This window comes from Streptomyces sp. NPDC007983, assembly GCF_042958345.1.
In the GTDB taxonomy this organism is placed as follows: Bacteria; Actinomycetota; Actinomycetes; order Streptomycetales; family Streptomycetaceae; genus Streptomyces.
In genome coordinates, this window is the sequence record NZ_JBIBJI010000009.1 from 264,437 (window position 1) to 281,890 (window position 17,454).

Here is a 17,454-nt window from a genome sequence, read left to right on the forward strand (position 1 = left end):
GTGCCCACCCGTCTCGCCCGCGGGACCACAACCAATTACGTTACGGCGTCCTCTTCGGCGGGGGCCGGGGTCCGCTCTTCGCGGCGCCAGCCGCTCTCGCCCCGGGCCCGCAGCCACGCCGTCGTCTCGTCGGGCGGCATCGCCGCGGCCACCAGCCAGCCCTGCACCGCGTCGCAGCCGAGATCCCGCAGCCGCTCCCAGGTCTCGTCGTCCTCGACGCCCTCGGCGACGACCAGCAGGCCCAGCGAATGCGCGAGGTCGACGGTGCAGCGCACGATCTCCGCGTCCTCGTTGTCCACGGCGAGCCGGGCCACGAACGAGCGGTCGATCTTCAGCTCGCTCACCGGCAGCCGCCGCAGATGGACGAGGGACGAATACCCGGTGCCGAAGTCGTCCAGGGACATCTTCACCCCGTGCCCGGTGAGCCCGGCGAGGGTGTCGGCGGCCCGCTGCGGGTCCTCCAGCAGCACGTGCTCGGTTATCTCCAGCTGGAGCGCCCCGGCCGGGACCCCGTGCCGGGCGAGCCGCCCGGCGACGGCACCGGCGAAGCCGGGGGTGTGCACATCGCGCGGCGAGACGTTGACGGCGACCGGCACCTCAAGACCGTCGGCGCGCCAGCGCGCGACCTGGCCGAGCGCGGTCTCCAGGACGTACTCGGTGAGCCGGGGCATCAGCCCGGAGCTCTCGGCCATGGCGATGAACTCGTCCGGCGGCACCTTCCCCCTTTCCGGGTGCACCCAGCGGACCAGCGCCTCCAGCCCGGCGACATGGCCGTCGAAGCCGACCTTGGGCTGGTAGTGCAGCTCGACGTCGCCCGCGTCCAGGGCGCGCCGCAGATCGCCCAGCAGGCCGAGCCGGTCGGGGGTGTTGCCGTCGCGCCGCGCCTCGTACAGCTCGACGCCGCTGCGGTCCCGCTTCGCCTGGTACATGGCGACGTCCGCGCGGCGCAGCAGCCCCTCGGCGTCGAGCGCGTGGTCGGGGTAGACGGCGACCCCGGCGCTGGCCTCCAGCACCAGGGTCAGCCCGTCCAGGTCGAGCGGCGAGCCGAGGTCGCCGACGAGGACGCGGGCGCTGCGCTGGGCGCTGGTGAGCGAGTCGGTGGTGGGGAGCAGGACGGCGAACTCGTCGCCGCCGAGCCGCGCCACCTCGGCGCCGCGGGGCAGTGCCAGCCGCAACCGCTCGGCGATCTGGAGCAGCAGCCGGTCGCCCGCCAGATGGCCGAGGGTGTCGTTGACCGAGCGGAAGCGGTCGAGGTCCAGCAGGACGAGCGCGGTGCGGGCCCCGGCCCGCTCGGCCTCGTCCAGCGCGGTCCAGGTGCGCTCCAGCAGCCACTGGCGGTTGGGCAGCCCGGTGAGCGGGTCGCGCAGCTGCTCCTCGGCCCGCACCCGGGCGATCCACAGCGTGGAGTCGAGGGCGACGAGCGGCACCGCGAACAGCGGCAGCAGCAGCGGGGTGTCCCCGGCGACGACGACGATGAGCGGGGAGATGCCGAGCAGCGCGATCCCCACGAGGGCCTGCCGGAGGAGGGCGGTGCGGGCGACGGTGGGCAGTCCGGCGCCGGGGGGTGCGAGGGAGTACCACAGCAGGGCGCGGGTCACCACGAGGTAGACGAAGGCGGCCAGGATCGTCTGGGGGACGGCGGAGGCCTGCCAGGTGTCGGTGTGCCAGGGCTGTTCGACGGAGGGGGTGGTGCCGAAGGCGGCGAGGGTGAGGGCGGCCGCGCCGACGCCGAGGATGTCGACCGCGCCGTGCAGAGCCGCCTGCCGCCAGCGGTGCCGTCGGGCGGCGCCGACCAGGACGACCACGGCGAGGCTGACGAGGGTGGCGGGCATCCAGCCGTAGAGCAGGAGTGCGGCCAGGGTTAACGCGGCGCCCGATCCGGTGCCGCCCCACCAGCGGTCCCGGCCGAGGGCGACCAGATGGCCGACGATGATTCCGGTGAGGACCGCGAGCGACCAGCCCACGGTGCCGTCGGGAAAGAGCGCATGGCCCGCGTCGAGCACTCGGAATACTCCGATGCCGAGTGCGAAAGCGGCCATGGCGACCGCGGCGGCGGGCAACGCGGGCAGCAGAACCCGGCGCAGCCGCGACGCCGGTGCGGCGCTTTCGGTCGGTTTCATACCCGTCCCTCTCACAGCCGGCGGTGCCAGCGCCACGGCAGGCGCACACCTCAACAGTAGGCGGCAGAAGGGGATGGTGGGCGGCGATCGGCAACGGTTGCCCGAATGCCGCCCGACGATCCATAACCTTCTGGTATGCGCTGTAAGGGTGATGCCCGCTGGCTGTGCCCGGGAAGTGCTCCCAGTCGTATTCCGGCCAGCTTTGAACTGTTGTGGAGCCCAAGATGGCCGGACTACTGCGCCGTACGGGTGGTCGGACTACTCCTCGTGAGCGACGTGACTACCCCTCGGACTTCTCTCCCGGCTCTTCCGCCGCCTCTCCCCCGGTCTCCTCCGGTGGTGTTACGGCGACCTCGCGGGCGGCGTCGGGGCCCTGTTCGAGGAGGACACCAAATCCGTCGTCATCGAGCACCGGGACCTTCAACTGCATGGCCTTGTCGTACTTCGATCCAGGATTGTCGCCGACGACCACGAAATCGGTCTTTTTCGAAACAGAGCCGGTGACTTTCGCACCACGGTTCTGCAGCGCCTCCTTGGCGCCGTCCCGGGTGTGCGATTCCAGCGTGCCCGTGACCACCACGGTCAGCCCCTTGAGCGGCAGCGGGCCCTCGTCCTCGCCCGCCTCCTCCTCCAGGCGCACCCCGGCGCGCCGCCACTTCTCCACGATCTCGCGGTGCCAGTCGACGGCGAACCACTGCTTCACGGAGGCGGCGATGATTCCGCCGACGCCCTCGGTGGCCGCCAGCTCCTCCTCGTCGGCCTCGGCGATCCGGTCCAGCGAGCGGAATTCCCGGGCCAGCGCGGCGGCCGCGACCGGGCCGACATGACGGATCGAAAGGCCGGTGATGATCCGGGCCAGCGGGCGCTGCTTGGCGGCCTCGATATTGGCCAGCATCGCCAGGGCGTTCTTCTTCGCCTCGCCCTTCTGGGTGGCGAAGAAGGTGACGACCTTCTCCTCGCCCGACTCCGGATCGCGCTTGGGCAGCCCGCTGTCCGGATCCATCACATACGAGCGGATGGGCAACAATTGTTCGATCTTCAGGTCGAACAGATCGCCCTCGTCCCTCAGCGGCGGCTCGCTGGGCTCCAGCGGCTGGGTGAGGGCGGCCGCGGCGACATAACCGAGGTTCTCGATGTCCAGGGATTTCCGCCCCGCGAGATAGAAAATTCGCTCGCGCAGCTGCGCCGGGCAGGACCGGCTGTTGGGACACCGCAGATCGACATCGCCCTCCTTGGCGGGCTGCAGCGGGGTTCCGCACTCCGGGCACTCGGCCGGCATCACGAATTCGCGCTCGCTGCCGTCCCGCAGATCGGCGACCGGACCCAGGATTTCCGGAATGACATCGCCCGCTTTACGCAGCACCACGGTGTCACCGATCAGCACACCTTTGGCCTTGACCACGTCCTGGTTGTGCAGTGTCGCGAATTCGACCTCCGAGCCCGCGACTGTGATCGGTTCAACCACCGCATAAGGCGTCACCCGCCCCGTGCGCCCCACGCCCACCCGGATGTCGACCAGCTTGGTGTTGACCTCCTCCGGCGGGAACTTCCACGCGATCGCCCAGCGCGGCGCCCGCGAGGTGGAGCCGAGCCGCCCCTGCAGCGGGATCTCGTCCAGCTTGACGACCGCGCCGTCGATCTCGTGCTCCACCGAGTGCCGGTGCTCGTTGTCCCCGTAGTACGCGATGTACTCGCGCACGCCCTCGATCGTTTTCACGACCTTGAAGTGGGCCGCGGTCGGCAGCCCCCACTCGTGCAGCAGCTCATACGCCTGCGACAGCCGGTCGATGGCGAAGCCCTCGCGCGCGCCGATCCCGTGGACCACCATGTCCAGCGGGCGGCTCGCGGTGATCTTCGGGTCCTTCTGGCGCAGCGAACCCGCCGCCGCGTTCCTCGGGTTGGCGAACGGCGGCTTGCCCGCCTCCACCAGCCGCGCGTTCAGCTCGTCGAACGCCTTCCTGGGCAGGAAGACCTCGCCGCGCACCTCCACCAGCGCCGGGACGCGGTCGCCCGTCAGCCGGTTGGGGATCTTGGCGATGGTGCGCACGTTGGGGGTGATGTCCTCGCCGGTGCGCCCGTCGCCACGGGTCGCGGCGCGGGTCAGCCGCCCGTGCTCATAGGTGAGGTTGACCGCGAGGCCGTCCACCTTCAGCTCGCACAGGAAGTGGTACGCGCCGGTGCCCAGCTCCTTGGCGATGCGGTCGGCCCAGGTCGCCAGCTCGTCGTCGTCGAACGCGTTGTCCAGGCTGAGCATCCTCTCCCGGTGCTCGACCTCCGTGAACTCCGTCTCGTACGCCCCCGCGACCTTCTGGGTGGGCGAATCGGGGGTCCGCAGCTCGGGGTGGTCCTCCTCGAGCGCCTCCAGTCTGCGCAGGAGCCTGTCGAACTCCGCGTCGCTGACGATCGGGGCGTCCTTCACGTAGTACCGGAAGCGGTGCTCCTCGACCTGCTCAGCGAGCTTGGCGTGCTCATCCCGTGCCTCCGTGGGCACCGTCGACTGCTGTTCGCCGGCCACCGTGTCGTCCTCCCGTCACTCAGGGTTGTCCGCGAGCGATCTCGCCGCCCGGACACAGTGGGCCAGCGCGGCGCGCGCGTACGCGGGCGAAGCGCCCGCGAGCCCGCACGACGGCGTGATCACCACGGACTCCGCGAGAGTCCCCGGTGACAGCCCCAGCCTGCGCCACAGCGTCCTGACACCCCCGACGCTACCGGCAGGGTCCGACAACGCGGCGTCGATGCCGGGGACAGCGCCGACGAACAGCGCCGTTCCCCCTTCCACGGCCTCCCCGATCGCCTCCTCCTCACGCTCCGTGAGCAGCGAGAAATCGAACGAGATCCCGCTCGCCCCGGACCTCCGCAGCAGCCCGAACGGCACCCCCGGCGCGCACGAGTGCACCACCACCGGCGCCTCCGCCGCCGCCACCAGATCCCGCAGCGCGCCCTCGACCACGCCCCGGTCCACCGCGGAGTGGGTGCGGTAGCCGCTGGCGGTACGGACGGTTCCGGTCAGCACCGCCGTCAGCAACGGCTCGTCCAGCTGCAGCACCACCTCGGCGCCGGGCACCCTGCGGCGTACCTCCGCCAGATGCGCGCGCACCCCCTCGGCCAGCGAGGCCGTCAGATCGCGGCAGGCCCCCGGATCGCTCAGCGCGACCTCCCCGTTCCGCAGCTCCAGGCTCGCCGCCAGCGTCCACGGCCCGACGGCCGACACCTTGAGCGCCCCGCGGTGGCCCTGGGTGAACTCCTCCAGCGCGTCCAGGTCCTCCCCCAGCCAGGACCGCGCCCGCCGGGTGTCCCGCCCCGGCCGGTCGCCGATCCGCCAGCCGCTCGGCTCGACGTGGGCGTACACCTCGACCAGCATCCCGGCGGTCCGCCCGATCATGTCCGCCCCGGGCCCCCGCGCGGGCAGCTCCGGCAGATACTGCAGGGCTTCGAGGGACCCGGTGACGGTCTTCGCGGCCTCCCGCGCGTCCCCGCCCGGCATCGACCCGACCCCGGTCGCGGCCCCCGCGCCCCAGCTGTGTTTCTTCGTCTCGCTCACCCCGGCAAGGGTAGGCGGTGATCGCGACTGGATAAGGTGTCATGACCGCGTCGCAGGGGGCAGGGGGGGCATGGGCAGTGTGAACTGGCGGTCGCGCCGGTCGCTGGGGGCGTTACTCGTTCTCGCGCTTGCCGTCGGCGCCGGGGTGACCTGGTGGCTGACGCGGGGACCGGACGAGTACGGGGAACGGGTCAGCGGGCCGCACGGCGCCTACCCCACGGCCCTCGGCACCGGCGCCCCGCCCGCACCCGGCCGCTTCACACGCAGGGTCGACGACGCCGTGGACATCGTCGGCGGGCTCTCCTTCCATCTCTCCGGTGAGACCGAGAAGGCCTACGCCCGGGGCCTGATAGCCCGTAACCTGCGCACCGGCAGGACGTACTGGCACTACAAGCGGGACGGGAAGCGCATCGAGGCGGTGCGCGTCGCGGACGGCACCGCGGTCCTGCGGTACTTCGACGGCCCGCTGATCGCCGTCGACGTGCGCTCGGGCAAGCGGCGCTGGTACCAGGATCTTCCCGAGGAGCGCCGATCCGGCGACAAGCTGTGGATCGCGAACGGCGTCGTGGCGATGTACACCGAGGACAAGCTGGTCGCGTTCGACCTGAAGTCCGGCAAGCGGTCGTGGACCGCCGAGGTTCCCAAGTCCTGCCGCCTCGACAGCGTCCGGTACATCGTGCCCACCGCCTTCGGCGTCGAGGCCACCTGCGGCGGTGGGCCGCTCGCCGAGGGCATCGTCCTCGGGATCGACGCCCGGCGCGGCACGGTGCGCTGGCGCCATCCCGACTGGATGGGCGGTCTCCGTTATCTGCACCTCGCCGACCACACCGTGTTCGCGCCCTATTGGAGGGACAAGAAGCACGCGGCCGTGATCGACGTCTCCGGAGCCGAGCCGGCCATCCGCACCGTGCCCAACCCGGACCTGGACTGGGACGGGCAGGACGGCACCGTCGTGACGACGACGTTCGGGAAGGAGGGCAAGCTGTGGAGAGGGGACAACGTGCTGCGGGCACGCGGCGCGGAGGACGGACGCATCCGGTGGACCCACCACGCGCCGAAGGACCGGCGGTTCGGGCGGACGCTGGTCACGGAGGGCCGGGTGTACGTCGTGGAGCAGCCGCAGGAGGACCGCGACCACAGGCCCGAGCCCGGCCCCGCCCGGCTGCTGGTCCTTGACCTGGCGAGCGGGAAGACGCTGCACACCGCCCCCGTGCCCGCGCCCGCCCACGGCGACTACGTCGACACCCTCGATGCCTGGGTGGTGCGGGACGGCGTCGTGGCCGTCGCGTGGGATGCCGACACCCCCTACTACGACCCCGTCGACGTCACCGTCCTCGGCGGCTGACGGACGGCTCCGGGCTCAGCCGCGCGGGCGGATCTGGAGGTCCGTGATCTCCGCGTCGTGCGGGAGGTCGAGGGCGGTGAGGACGGTCGTCGCCACGGTCTCCGGCGCGATCCAGCGCTCCGCGTCGTACTCCTTGCCCTCCTGCTGATGCACCTTCACCTGCATCGGCGTCGCCGTGCGCCCCGGGTAGACGGTCGTCACGCGCACGCCGTTGCCGCTCTCCTCCCAGCGCAGCGCGTCGGCCAGCGCCTTCAGGCCGTGCTTGCTGGCCGCGTACGCGCCCCACTGGGCGTTGGCGCGCAGGCCCGCGCCGGAGTTGACGAAGACGACATGGCCCTGCGCCAGCCGGAGCTGCGGCAGGAGCAGCCGGGTCAGCTCGGCGGGCGAGACGAGGTTGGCGGCGAGCTGCCGGTTCCACGCCTTGGGGGTCAGCTCGCCGATCTCGCCGAGGTCGACCACGCCCGCGATGTGCAGCAGCGAGTCCAGCCGCTCGGGCAGCGCCTGGTGGCTCAGCGCCCACGACAGCTTCTCCGGGTCCCCCAGGTCACCGACGACCGTACGCACCCCCGGGAACCGCCCGGCCAGCTCCTTCGCCCGCCCGGCGTCCCGCGCCAGCAGCCACAGCTCGTCGCCCCGCTCGGCCAGCCGCTCGGTGACCGCCGCGCCGATACCCGAGCCTGCCCCAGTGATCAAATGCGTTCCCATGCCCCCAGCTTGCCGCACCGGCTCCGGCCACACGGCATCGCCCTCCGGGCGCGAAGCTAGATCTTCACGCTTTAGTTTGAGGTTCTTACGGAACCCATTGACACTCCCTCCGACCTGCGTTAGAACTTCTAACGAACACGAGAACAACTAACTGATCTCGGAGGACCTCATGTCGCGTATCCGCCCGTTAGCCGCCCTGTTCGCGATCCCGCTCGCCGTCGCCGCCACCCTCGGGATGACCACCCCGCCCGCCCAAGCGGCCTCCGGCGCCTCGTCCACATGTCGCGGAGAAGGCGTCGACCGCACCGCGCTCATCCGCTACCGGACCGACACCGTGATCAAGGCGCCACTGAGCACCATCTGGAAGCTGCAGACCGATGTGGAGCGCTGGCCGACCTGGCAAGCGCCTGTCCTCACCATGAAGCGCCTCGATCCGGGCCCGCTGCACAAGGGGTCGCGGTTCCGGTGGACCACCCCGGCGCCCGCCACCCCCACGACGCCCGAGACCACCCTGAACATCACCTCGACCGTCCACCAACTCCAGCGCGGTTCCTGCATCTTGTGGAAGGGACCTGCGGTCGGCGAGGGGCTGCGCATCGACGAGGGTGTCCACCTGTGGAGGTTCACCAAGGTCAAGGGCGGCGTGCGCGTACACACCGAGGAGACATGGACCGGCGACCAGATCGAAGCCGATGTCCCCACCGCGACCGAGGCCCTCGGCCGGGGCCTCGAACAGTGGATGCGCGACTTGAAGGCCACCGCCGAGGCGGATCAGACCGCCTCCAGGTAGGTCATCGCCTCCACACCGTTCTCCGCGAAGTGCACCAGTTCGCTGAGCGGACGCGGCAGGAAGCCCTCGGCCTCCATCCGCTGGAACTGCATCTTGAGACCGTCGTAGAACCCCGCCGCGTTCAGCAGGACGACCGGCTTGATGTGCAGCCCATGCTTCTTCAGCTCCAGGATCTCCGTCGCCTCGTCCAGCGTCCCGGTCCCGCCCACCATGATCACGACCGCGTCGGCGCGGGCGAGGAGCTGCGCCTTGCGCTCGGCGAGGTCCTTGGCGATCACCATTTCGTCGGCGCTCTCCCGGGCCCGGTCGGCCAGGAACTCCACCGAGATCCCGACCAGCCGCCCGCCGTGCTCCTGCACCCCGTCGGCCATGACCTTCATCAGCCCGACGTCCGACCCGCCCCACACGAGGGTGTGCCCACCCTTGCCGATCAGCTCGGCGAACTCCCGGGCGGGGGTGGTGTACCGGTCGTCGAGGTCGGCGGCGGAGCAGAAGACGCAGATGTTCATGCCCGTCACTCTACGAGCCGGGTCGGACACCTTCACGGCTCCGCGCCACGCGGATCGCGTCGCGCAGGGCCTCGGAGAGGCGAGCGGAGAGGAAGCGGAATTCGCCGAGCGGGACTTGGGGGTCGGCGAGCATCGCGCGGGCGTGGAGCAATAGTTCGTCGCCCGTGGAGAGCTGCATGGCCTCGACCTCGTCCGCCAGGGCCGACACGGGGCCGTCGCCGTCGGTGGAGAGATAGGAGGGACGGCCGTCGGGAGTCGTCCAGGGTAGCAAGCGGAGACCGGTCGGTGAGGTGACTTCGCGTGACATGTGCCTACTGTCACAGGTCGCGTCTAGCCTGGTCGCGGAATCGACGTAACGGTGCGTGATCGGTTCGCGACCGTGCGATCTGTGCGATGGGGAGGGGAACCGTTGACCGAGCGGAAGAAGAAGCCGTCACCGGCCGCGAAGGTCTTCGGAGCGCAGTCCCGCATGATGCGGGAACGGCTCGGGTGGACCATGAAGGACCTGGAGAAGCGGATTCCCTATACGGAGTCGATGATCGCCAAGGTGGAGCGCGCCGAGCGGGTGCCGAAGCCGCCGTATGTGGTGGCGGTGGACGAAGCGCTCGCCGCGCAGGGGCTGCTGATCGAGGCGGCGAAGCTGCTGTGGCAGGACGGCCCGCCGGAGTGGACCCAGGAGTACCGCGAGTTGCAGGCCCAGGCGTTGTCGCTGTGGGTGTACTCCACGCACATCCTGCATGGGTTGCTCCAGACGGAGGACTACGCGCGGGCGGTGTTCCGGTCCGTACGCCCCAGCCTGGACGAGGAAGCGGTGGAGCTTGCCGTACAGAGGCGGCTGGCGACGCAACAGCTGCTGCACCGCAAGCCTGCCCCCAGGCTGGCCTTCGTCCTGGAGGAGGCCGTGCTCCAGAAGATGACCGGCGGCCGGGCCGTATGGGAAGGCCAGTTGCGTCACCTGCTGGAGTGCGCCGAACTGCACAACGTTCAGATGCAGATCATGCCGAACTCCCGCGAGACGAACGCTGGCGTCGAGGGCCCGTTTGTCTTGCTGGAGACGCCGGACCACCGCACGATTGGCTACGTTTCCGGCCAGCAAGGCAGCTACTTTCTCGCGGACCCTGAAGACGTGAGCATGCTCAGCCATCGCTATGGCACGATCCAGTCGCAAGCACTCGACCCCGAGTCATCGGTGGCCTTCATCAAGCGACTGCTGGCAGGAGACAAATGAACACCGAACTTGCCTGGTTCAAGAGCAGCTACAGCGGTGGGCAGGACGAAGCCTGCGTCGAAGTCGCCGTCGAGTGGCACAAGTCGAGCTACAGCGGCGGTGAAGGCGAAGCCTGCGTCGAGGTCGCCGCATGCCCCGGCGCCGTACACATCCGCGACTCCAAGGACACCGCGATACCGGCCCTCACCGTCCCCGCGCCCGCCTGGGCGGCCTTCGTCGCCTTCGCCGCCGCCCGCGACGCGGGCTGAATGTCAGTGGCCCCTCCTACGGTCTGAGCAGTGGGACCCGCCGGACAAGGCCGCGGGTCCGTCCTGGGGAGGGGTCTGCCGTGTCGACGACGTATCTGGAGCTGTCGCAGGAAGGCGAAGGCGCGCACAAGTTCTACGAGGTCGCCGTCGACGGGCTGACCGTGACGGTGCGGTACGGGCGGATCGGCGCCGCCGGGCAGACGCAGACGTCGACGTTCGCCACGGCGGAGAAGGCGAAGGCCGCCGCCGCGAAGAAGCTCGGAGAGAAGGTCCGCAAGGGGTACGCCCCGGCCGTTCCCGGGCAGCGGGCCCCGCGCCGGGTGACCCGGCGCCAGGTGACCTCCGCTCCGTCCACCGCGCGTGCCGTGGCCCCCGTGCTGTGGCGGTTCCGCACCGGCTCGTCGGCGTTCGGCATCCACGTCGATGACGACCGTTGCTGGGTCGGCAACCAGGCGGGGGATGTCTTCACCCTGGACCACGACGGCGGCGTCCTCGCCCACTTCAACCTGCCGGACGGGGTGAAGTGCCTGGTCGCCGACGACTTCTGGATCTACGCGGGCTGCGACGACGGCAAGGTCTACGACCTGTCCTCGAAGCTGCCGTTCGCGGCGTACGACATCGCGGCCGACATCGACATCTTCTGGCTGGACATCCATGAGGGCGTCCTCAACGTCTCGGACCAGGACGGCCGGCTCACCGTCATCGACCATGAGGACGAGCATCAGTGGGCCCGCCGCAGCCAGGGCGGGCACGCCTGGATGGTCCGCGCCGACGACCGGGCCGTCTACCACGGCCACACCCAAGGCGTCACCGCCTACGCTCCCGACGGCGGCGGCGAGCTGTGGCACAGGCAGACCACGGGCAGCGTTCTGTTCGGCTGGCAGGAGGACGACACCGTGTACGCGGGGACCGGGCGCCACGTGGTCCAGCGGCTGTCGAAGGCGACCGGCGCGATCGAGGCCACCTATGCCTGCGACGGCGCGGTGTACTCGTGCGCCACCTCGCCCGGTGGGCGGTTCGTCTTCGCCGGTGACTCGGCGTCGTCCGTCTACTGCTTCGACCAGGACGGCACACGCCTGTGGAAGCTCGGCACGGGCGGGGGCTCGGCGCTGTCGATGCAGTACCGCGACGACCGGCTGTACCTGGTGACCACGGACGGCTCGCTGGTCTGCGTGGACGCGAGTGAGGCGGCCATCTCGGCGGCGCATCAGGGCACGGTCCCGGCGGTGCGGGACGTCAAGCTCGCCGCCGCGCTGCCGACCTACGCCCCGGCCACCGCCGTGGGATCGGTGGCCACCGTCGCCCAGCCCCCGGCCGGGTCGGTCGTCGTCGAGTGCGTCCAGGACGGTGGCCGGGTCCGGGTGCGCGTGGTGTCCGAGGGCTACGACCCGTCCTGGAAGGTCCAGTTCCCGCGCGCGATACGGGAGCCGGGGGCGCGCTACGTCGTGGACACGCTGCACGCGGCGGCCGGGGGCTTCTACCGGGTCCGTGGCGACATCCGGCGGCTGCTCTGACGGACGACCGGATGCCGGGCTCCCGCCACCCGGTGGAGCGGAGCCAGGTGCCGGGGAGCCGACAGCCGGTGAGGCGGCGCCCTCCCAAAGAACCCAGGGAGAGAACTCCCACCCACCCACCCACCCAACTCATCACCCCATCGGGTGACTTGGGTGCGAATATGCCAAGGGTCGGGTTAGTCTCGCCGCAACAACCTCACAACGACGTCGGCCCCCGCCGGGACTGCCATCCCAAGGCGAGGGCCTGACCAAACAAGGAAGACAGACCCTTCCCGATGGCTGACACCCATTCTAGTGCGCCCCTGCGCACTCGCGCCGACGCTCCCGCGTCCGGCGTCACCCACATCCGCACCCGGCACACCGCCAACTTCACGGTGCTCTCCAATCGGCTCGCCCAGCGGGCGGGCAGTGCGGTGACCGTCGGCGTCGCCGCGTACATCCTGTCGCTGCCCGACGGCGCCTCCATCCGCATCGACGCGCTCTGCGCCCACTTCAAGGAGGGCCGGGCCCGGATCTCCGCCGCGCTCAACGAGCTGGAGAGTACGACGCGCCGGGCCGTACGGAGAGCGACGCGCCGCCGGCCGTGCCGCCCGTAGCCGAGGCGCCCGTTGCGGAGCCGGAACCGAAGCCGGAGCCGGAGCCGGAGCCGGCGCCGGCGCAGGAAGCGGCGCCGGGCGCCGCGCCCGACCCGCGCGCCACCGCCGTCCTCGGCTCCCTGCGCCACCGGGACGGCCGCCTGGTCCTGTCCGAGCGGGAGACCGCCGCGCTGGCGCCCGCCGTCGCGGAATGGCTCGACCGTGGCGTCGGGCCGTACGAGATCGCCGAGGCGCTGACCTCCGGGCTCCCCGAAACCGCATCGACCGCCGTCCGCGCGGCTGCTCGCCTACCGCCTGGCCGCCCTGCGCCCACCCACGCCTGCCGCCGACCCAACGCCGACCCGCCCGGTGCCCTTCCAGGACTGCGACGGCTGCGACCGAGTCTTCCGCGCGCCCCGGCCGGGACGGTGCCGCGACTGCCGGGGAGCGACGGCCGACTCCGCGTCACTCGCCGCTTGACCGGCCCCCTGCCCTCCAGCTTGAGAGAAAGAGGACAGCATGCCACTTGGACCGAACGACGGCCCGGGCTCCGCTGCTGCGAGCGCGGACACTCATCTACCGCCTACCATCGGCGAGCTCCGCGACGCCTTACCAGCGCACCAGCAGCCCCTCTTCGATGCGGAGTTGGCTCGCACCGAGCTTGAGGCTACGCCTGCGGTACTCAACCGATGGCTCACGCTGGGGATCGACGGATTCGAGGCGTTCCTCCTATCCACACCTTTCGAAGGCCTGGAATTCGGCTCACGCTCGTATGACGCCGAAGCGAACAGCGAAACCATCGACGCGCCAGCCATGCCGATGCCAGCACTCACGCTCCTCGCTCTGCGCTCCGCAGTCGCCCGCCTGGTTCCCAGCAGGCTGGCAGAGCTGACTGCCGAGATGCAGCAGGCATTCGACCGCGCCGCAGCGGACGACAGCACGGCGCCTCTCCGTATGTTCTACCGCCGGTGGGGCACCGTCGTCGTCATCGAGCGCATCTCGGAGCGAGCAGTTCGTATGCACGCCGCAGAGCAGGTCCTGCACACCAGCCGAAGGGCGGACGCGCGGCAAGCGGCGCTCCATGAATATCGGGGCCATCGTGCAGGCCGCACAACGCGAAGTCGAAGCACTGGAGACCGAGTGAACGACCGGACACGTCCCATGGCACTGACTGAATGCGAGGGCGCATACGCACAGCTACCCTGGCAGTGGCCAGGATCACGAGGGGCGGGCACACCATGACAGCGCAGATGGAGAGCCCAGTGCAGACCGAAGAGATGCGGCGCTTCGAGGAATTCGACGCGGCATTCCCGGACTACCACGCCGAGATGATCGATGGAGAGGTCTACGTCAGCACCGTGGTCAGCAGCCCACATGGGAACATGGTCCTCACCATCGCCTCCCAGCTCGTGTCTCAGTGGTTCGTCATGACCGAGGTCGACACCGTCTACGACGGCTGGCACGGCAAGACACTCCTCCGCCCGGACCTCGCCATCGCCCACCCCACCTACCGTGGCACGCGGCTGAAGCAGTTTCCGGCCGACGAGATCATCCTCGTCGTCGAGGTCGCTTCTGAGTCCAACCCCGAGAACGACACCGACAAGAAGGTCAGGAAGTACGCCCTCGCCGGGATCCCGTACTACCTGATCGTCAACCCCATCGTGGGAAAGTGCCTGCTCTACTCGCTGCCCAGCGGCGACCACTACCGCGCATCGCTGGAGACCGACTTCGGTGAGCCGGTGCCGATCGGTGATCCCATCGGCATGGCGCTCGACACCAAGGCCCTCTACACGTACTGAGTACGCACAGGCGGCCGGCGGCGGGGTGGGCCCGCCGCCGGCCGTACCGGTTACCGGATGAACCGGGCTACCGGGTGAAGTGGAAGATTCCCCATGTCACGTGGTTGTTCCTGCCGCCCTCGACCCAGTTGGTGAGACCTTTCTTCATGTGGGCGAGGTAGTCGGCGCTGACGTGTTCCGTCAGGCCCTCGGCCTCCTGGCGGCGGGTCTCCTCCAGGACCCGGGCGTAGTGCGCGATCAGGTGGTCGCGGTGCTCCTCGAAACCGCCGCCGACCTCGGTGAAGCCAAGGCGGGCCAGTTCGTGGCGGTAGAAGTCCGGGGAGCCCATGGTGTCCAGGTGGATGCGGTCCAGGATGGGGCGCAGGGTTTCCGGCGGGCAGCCGTCCGTCGCCATGGGGTCGGTGAAGATGAGGTGGCCGCCGGGGCGCAGGACGCGGGCGGCCTCCGCCAGGGGACGGGCGCGGCTGCCGCTGTGCAGGAACGCGTCCTGGGACCAGACGACATCAACGCTGTTGTCCGGCAGCGGGATGGTCTCGAAGGAGCCGTCCACCACCTCGATGATCTCGCTGAGCCCGCGCTCGGCGTTGATCGCACGGTGCCGCTCGTTCTCCACCTCGCTGAGATTGAGCGCGGTGACGCGGCAGCCGTAGGTCTCGGCGAGATAGCGCGCCGAGCCGCCGAATCCGGATCCGAGGTCGAGGACGCGGGAGGACGGTGTCAGGTCGAGGCGGCTCGCCATGCGGGCCACGGTGCGCCTGCTGGCCTCGGCGATCGGCTCGTCGGGCCGGTCGTAGAGACCGATGTGGATGTCCTCGCCGCCCCAGACGCGCCAGTAGAACTCGTCGGCGTCCGCGGAGTTGTAGTAGTCGCGGGCGGTGCCGACCGTCGCGGAATAGTCGGCGGTCGGCTCGTCCGACGCGATGTACTCCTTCTCCGCGACGTGGATGAAGAAGTCGGGCCGCTCCTCCCGGTAGGTGTGCTGGAAGTCGCCGTACGTCTCGATCCGCTGGAAGCCGACCTCCTGCATGAGCCGGCGCGTGTAGTCCTTGCGCAGCGGAAACATGTTGAGGTGGTAGACGGAATCGTCGGGGAAGCTGTAGCGCATGCGGCACAGCCCCTCGTCGACGTGCTCCGGCTCGACCGCGACGTCTTCGCCGCAGTAGTAGTACACGTGCTTGCTGGTGAAGCCGTTGTCGAGCATCGCGTCGTAGTTGCGGTGGTCCAGGATGAGGATGCCGTCGTGCTTGAGCATCGCGTAGAACTCGGCGAGGGCCTTGCGCCGGTCACGCTCCGAGAAAAGGTGCGTGAAGGAATTGCCGAGACAGACGATGGCGTCGTACTGGCCGTGCACGTCGCGATTGAGCCAGCGCCAGTCGGCCTGGACGACGCGGAGGATGTGCTCGCCGTGCTTGAGCCCGTTGTCGAACGCCTGGGCGAGCATCTCGGCGCTTCCGTCGACGCTCGCGGTCTCGAATCCGGCTTCCAGAAGCCGGACCGAATGAAACCCGGTCCCCGTGGCCACATCGAGGACCGTCTTTACGCCACGCTCCCGCAGGAGGTCAATGAAGAACGTACCCTCACTTTCCGATCGCTTTTCCCAGTCGATGAGCGAGTCCCATTTTTCAACGAAGCTTGGTACGTACTCCTCGGTGTAGTGATCGGTGTCCCTGACCTCGAATGGATTGTCTCCGAATTTCTGGACAGATCGCGCAGAAATAACGAAACCTCCGGTGCTGAGACAGCGGACAACGGCACCCGTGTCCAGAAGTGCGCCTCCCCGAAGTCGCGTGATCTATGCCACCCACGAGGCCAATTGTATGTAAATACCAGGGAACACGGACCGACCTATCTGGAATACACCGCTTTATGCTGTTTTTTGGCGTTTCGCCCCGTTACGCCTGTACGGCGGGGCGGGACCGCTGCGTCGCCGCGATGGTCGCCGAGCCCACGACGCGGGTGCCGTCGTAGAGCACGATCGCCTGGCCCGGGGCCACTCCGCGGACCGGCACGGCGAAGGTCACCCGCAGCTCGCCGTCCACCGGCTCGGCCGTCACCTCGGTCTCGCCGCCGTGCGCGCGGAGCTGGGCGGTGTAGGTGCCGGGGCCGGTGGGCGCGGCACCGCACCAGCGGGGCTTGATGGCGGTGAGCGCCGAGACGTCCAGGGCCTCGGCGGGGCCGACGGTGACGGTGTTGTTCACCGGGGAGATGTCCAGCACGTACCGCGGCTTGCCGTCGGGCGCCGGGTGGCCGATACGCAGCCCCTTGCGCTGTCCGATGGTGAAGCCGTACGCGCCCTCGTGGGTGCCGAGCTTGTGGCCGCCCTCGTCGACGATGTCGCCCTCGGCGGCGCCGAGGTGACGGGCGAGGAAGCCCTGGGTGTCGCCGTCCGCGATGAAGCAGATGTCGTGGCTGTCGGGCTTCTTGGCGACGGCCAGACCGCGCCGCTCGGCCTCGGCGCGGATCTCGTCCTTGGTGGTCAGCGTGTCGCCGAGGGGGAACATGGCGTGGGCGAGCTGCCGCTCGTCCAGCACGCCGAGGACGTACGACTGGTCCTTGGCCATGTCGCTGGCGCGGTGCAGCTCCAATGCGCCGTCGTCGCCGCGGACGACCGTGGCGTAGTGGCCGGTGCACACGGCGTCGAAGCCGAGCGCGAGGGCCTTGTCCAGCAGCGCGGCGAACTTGATCTTCTCGTTGCAGCGCAGGCAGGGGTTGGGGGTGCGGCCCGCCTCGTACTCGGCGATGAAGTCCTCGACCACGTCCTCGCGGAACCGCTCGGCCAGGTCCCACACATAGAACGGGATACCGATCACATCGGCGGCCCGGCGGGCGTCGCGTGAGTCCTCGATCGTGCAGCAGCCGCGGGCGCCGGTACGGAAGGACTGCGGGTTGGCGGAGAGCGCGAGGTGGACGCCGGTCACATCGTGGCCCGCTTCGGCCGCCCGCGCGGCGGCGACCGCCGAGTCCACGCCGCCGGACATGGCGGCGAGGACGCGCAGGCGACGGCCGTCGCGGGGACCTGTGGGCGCACCGGGGAATTCAGTCATAACCCAGCCAGCATAATTCGCTCCGCGGAGAACGAA

General features: G+C 70.0%; 15 protein-coding genes. 7 read left to right on the forward strand and 8 right to left on the reverse strand.

Features of this window, described 5'->3' with window-relative positions; all coding sequences use genetic code 11:
- Positions 1-35: 35 nt before the first annotated feature.
- The 3 genes from ACFZCY_RS27795 to ACFZCY_RS27805 all read right to left on the reverse strand — a co-directional run bounded on the left by ACFZCY_RS27795 (position 36) and on the right by ACFZCY_RS27805 (position 5,604).
- A complete protein-coding gene (locus tag ACFZCY_RS27795; protein WP_391178876.1) occupies positions 36-2,120 on the reverse strand; it encodes an EAL domain-containing protein in 2,085 nt (694 codons plus the stop codon).
- 280 nt (positions 2,121-2,400) lie between these two features.
- The gene (ligA, locus tag ACFZCY_RS27800) at positions 2,401-4,635 is read right to left on the reverse strand and encodes an NAD-dependent DNA ligase LigA (protein ID WP_391178880.1); all 2,235 of its coding nucleotides are present in this window, start codon (positions 4,633-4,635) and stop codon (positions 2,401-2,403) included.
- Positions 4,636-4,650: 15 nt separating this feature from the next.
- Positions 4,651-5,604 (reverse strand): methionine synthase, encoded by a 954-nt coding sequence (locus ACFZCY_RS27805; RefSeq protein ID WP_391179288.1) that lies wholly within the window; start codon positions 5,602-5,604, stop codon positions 4,651-4,653.
- 127 nt (positions 5,605-5,731) lie between these two features.
- On the opposite strand from ACFZCY_RS27805, the gene ACFZCY_RS27810 reads away from it, so the two are divergent.
- On the forward strand, positions 5,732-7,006 hold the full coding sequence (locus tag ACFZCY_RS27810; protein WP_391178883.1) for a PQQ-binding-like beta-propeller repeat protein: 1,275 nt from the start codon (positions 5,732-5,734) through the stop codon (positions 7,004-7,006).
- 15 nt (positions 7,007-7,021) lie between these two features.
- Here the strand turns inward: ACFZCY_RS27810 and ACFZCY_RS27815 are convergent, their stop codons facing one another.
- Complete coding sequence (locus tag ACFZCY_RS27815) at positions 7,022-7,711, reverse strand: SDR family oxidoreductase (RefSeq protein ID WP_361478212.1); 690 nt, start codon at positions 7,709-7,711, stop codon at positions 7,022-7,024.
- 169 nt (positions 7,712-7,880) lie between these two features.
- Between ACFZCY_RS27815 and ACFZCY_RS27820 the strand changes: the two genes are divergently transcribed.
- Positions 7,881-8,501, forward strand: coding sequence for an SRPBCC family protein (locus tag ACFZCY_RS27820; protein ID WP_391178889.1), 621 nt, complete (start codon positions 7,881-7,883; stop codon positions 8,499-8,501).
- On the opposite strand, the gene ACFZCY_RS27825 is transcribed toward ACFZCY_RS27820, so the two are convergent.
- Positions 8,483-9,010, reverse strand: coding sequence for a TIGR00730 family Rossman fold protein (locus ACFZCY_RS27825; protein WP_391178893.1), 528 nt, complete (start codon positions 9,008-9,010; stop codon positions 8,483-8,485). The genes ACFZCY_RS27820 and ACFZCY_RS27825 overlap by 19 nt on opposite strands.
- A 10-nt stretch (positions 9,011-9,020) precedes the next feature.
- Positions 9,021-9,317 (reverse strand): hypothetical protein, encoded by a 297-nt coding sequence (locus tag ACFZCY_RS27830; protein ID WP_391178896.1) that lies wholly within the window; start codon positions 9,315-9,317, stop codon positions 9,021-9,023.
- A gap of 102 nt (positions 9,318-9,419) precedes the next feature.
- Between ACFZCY_RS27830 and ACFZCY_RS27835 the strand changes: the two genes are divergently transcribed.
- The 5 genes from ACFZCY_RS27835 to ACFZCY_RS27855 all read left to right on the forward strand — a co-directional run bounded on the left by ACFZCY_RS27835 (position 9,420) and on the right by ACFZCY_RS27855 (position 14,374).
- A complete protein-coding gene (locus ACFZCY_RS27835) occupies positions 9,420-10,238 on the forward strand; it encodes a Scr1 family TA system antitoxin-like transcriptional regulator (protein ID WP_391178899.1) in 819 nt (272 codons plus the stop codon).
- Positions 10,235-10,486, forward strand: a complete 252-nt coding sequence (locus tag ACFZCY_RS27840) for a DUF397 domain-containing protein (protein ID WP_391178902.1) — start codon at positions 10,235-10,237, stop codon at positions 10,484-10,486. The genes ACFZCY_RS27835 and ACFZCY_RS27840 overlap by 4 nt, the downstream gene beginning before the upstream one ends.
- Positions 10,487-10,566: 80 nt before the next feature.
- Positions 10,567-12,000, forward strand: a complete 1,434-nt coding sequence (locus ACFZCY_RS27845; RefSeq protein ID WP_391178905.1) for a WGR domain-containing protein — start codon at positions 10,567-10,569, stop codon at positions 11,998-12,000.
- A gap of 275 nt (positions 12,001-12,275) precedes the next feature.
- Positions 12,276-12,596, forward strand: a complete 321-nt coding sequence (locus ACFZCY_RS27850; RefSeq protein ID WP_391178909.1) for a hypothetical protein — start codon at positions 12,276-12,278, stop codon at positions 12,594-12,596.
- Between the two features lie 1,241 nt (positions 12,597-13,837).
- Positions 13,838-14,374, forward strand: coding sequence for a Uma2 family endonuclease (locus ACFZCY_RS27855; protein WP_391178912.1), 537 nt, complete (start codon positions 13,838-13,840; stop codon positions 14,372-14,374).
- 67 nt (positions 14,375-14,441) lie between these two features.
- Here the strand turns inward: ACFZCY_RS27855 and ACFZCY_RS27860 are convergent, their stop codons facing one another.
- Both ACFZCY_RS27860 and mnmA read right to left on the reverse strand, forming a co-directional pair.
- Complete coding sequence (locus ACFZCY_RS27860) at positions 14,442-15,929, reverse strand: methyltransferase domain-containing protein (protein WP_391179290.1); 1,488 nt, start codon at positions 15,927-15,929, stop codon at positions 14,442-14,444.
- Positions 15,930-16,266: 337 nt separating this feature from the next.
- Positions 16,267-17,418 (reverse strand): tRNA 2-thiouridine(34) synthase MnmA, encoded by a 1,152-nt coding sequence (mnmA, locus tag ACFZCY_RS27865; RefSeq protein WP_391178915.1) that lies wholly within the window; start codon positions 17,416-17,418, stop codon positions 16,267-16,269.
- Positions 17,419-17,454 lie beyond the last annotated feature (36 nt).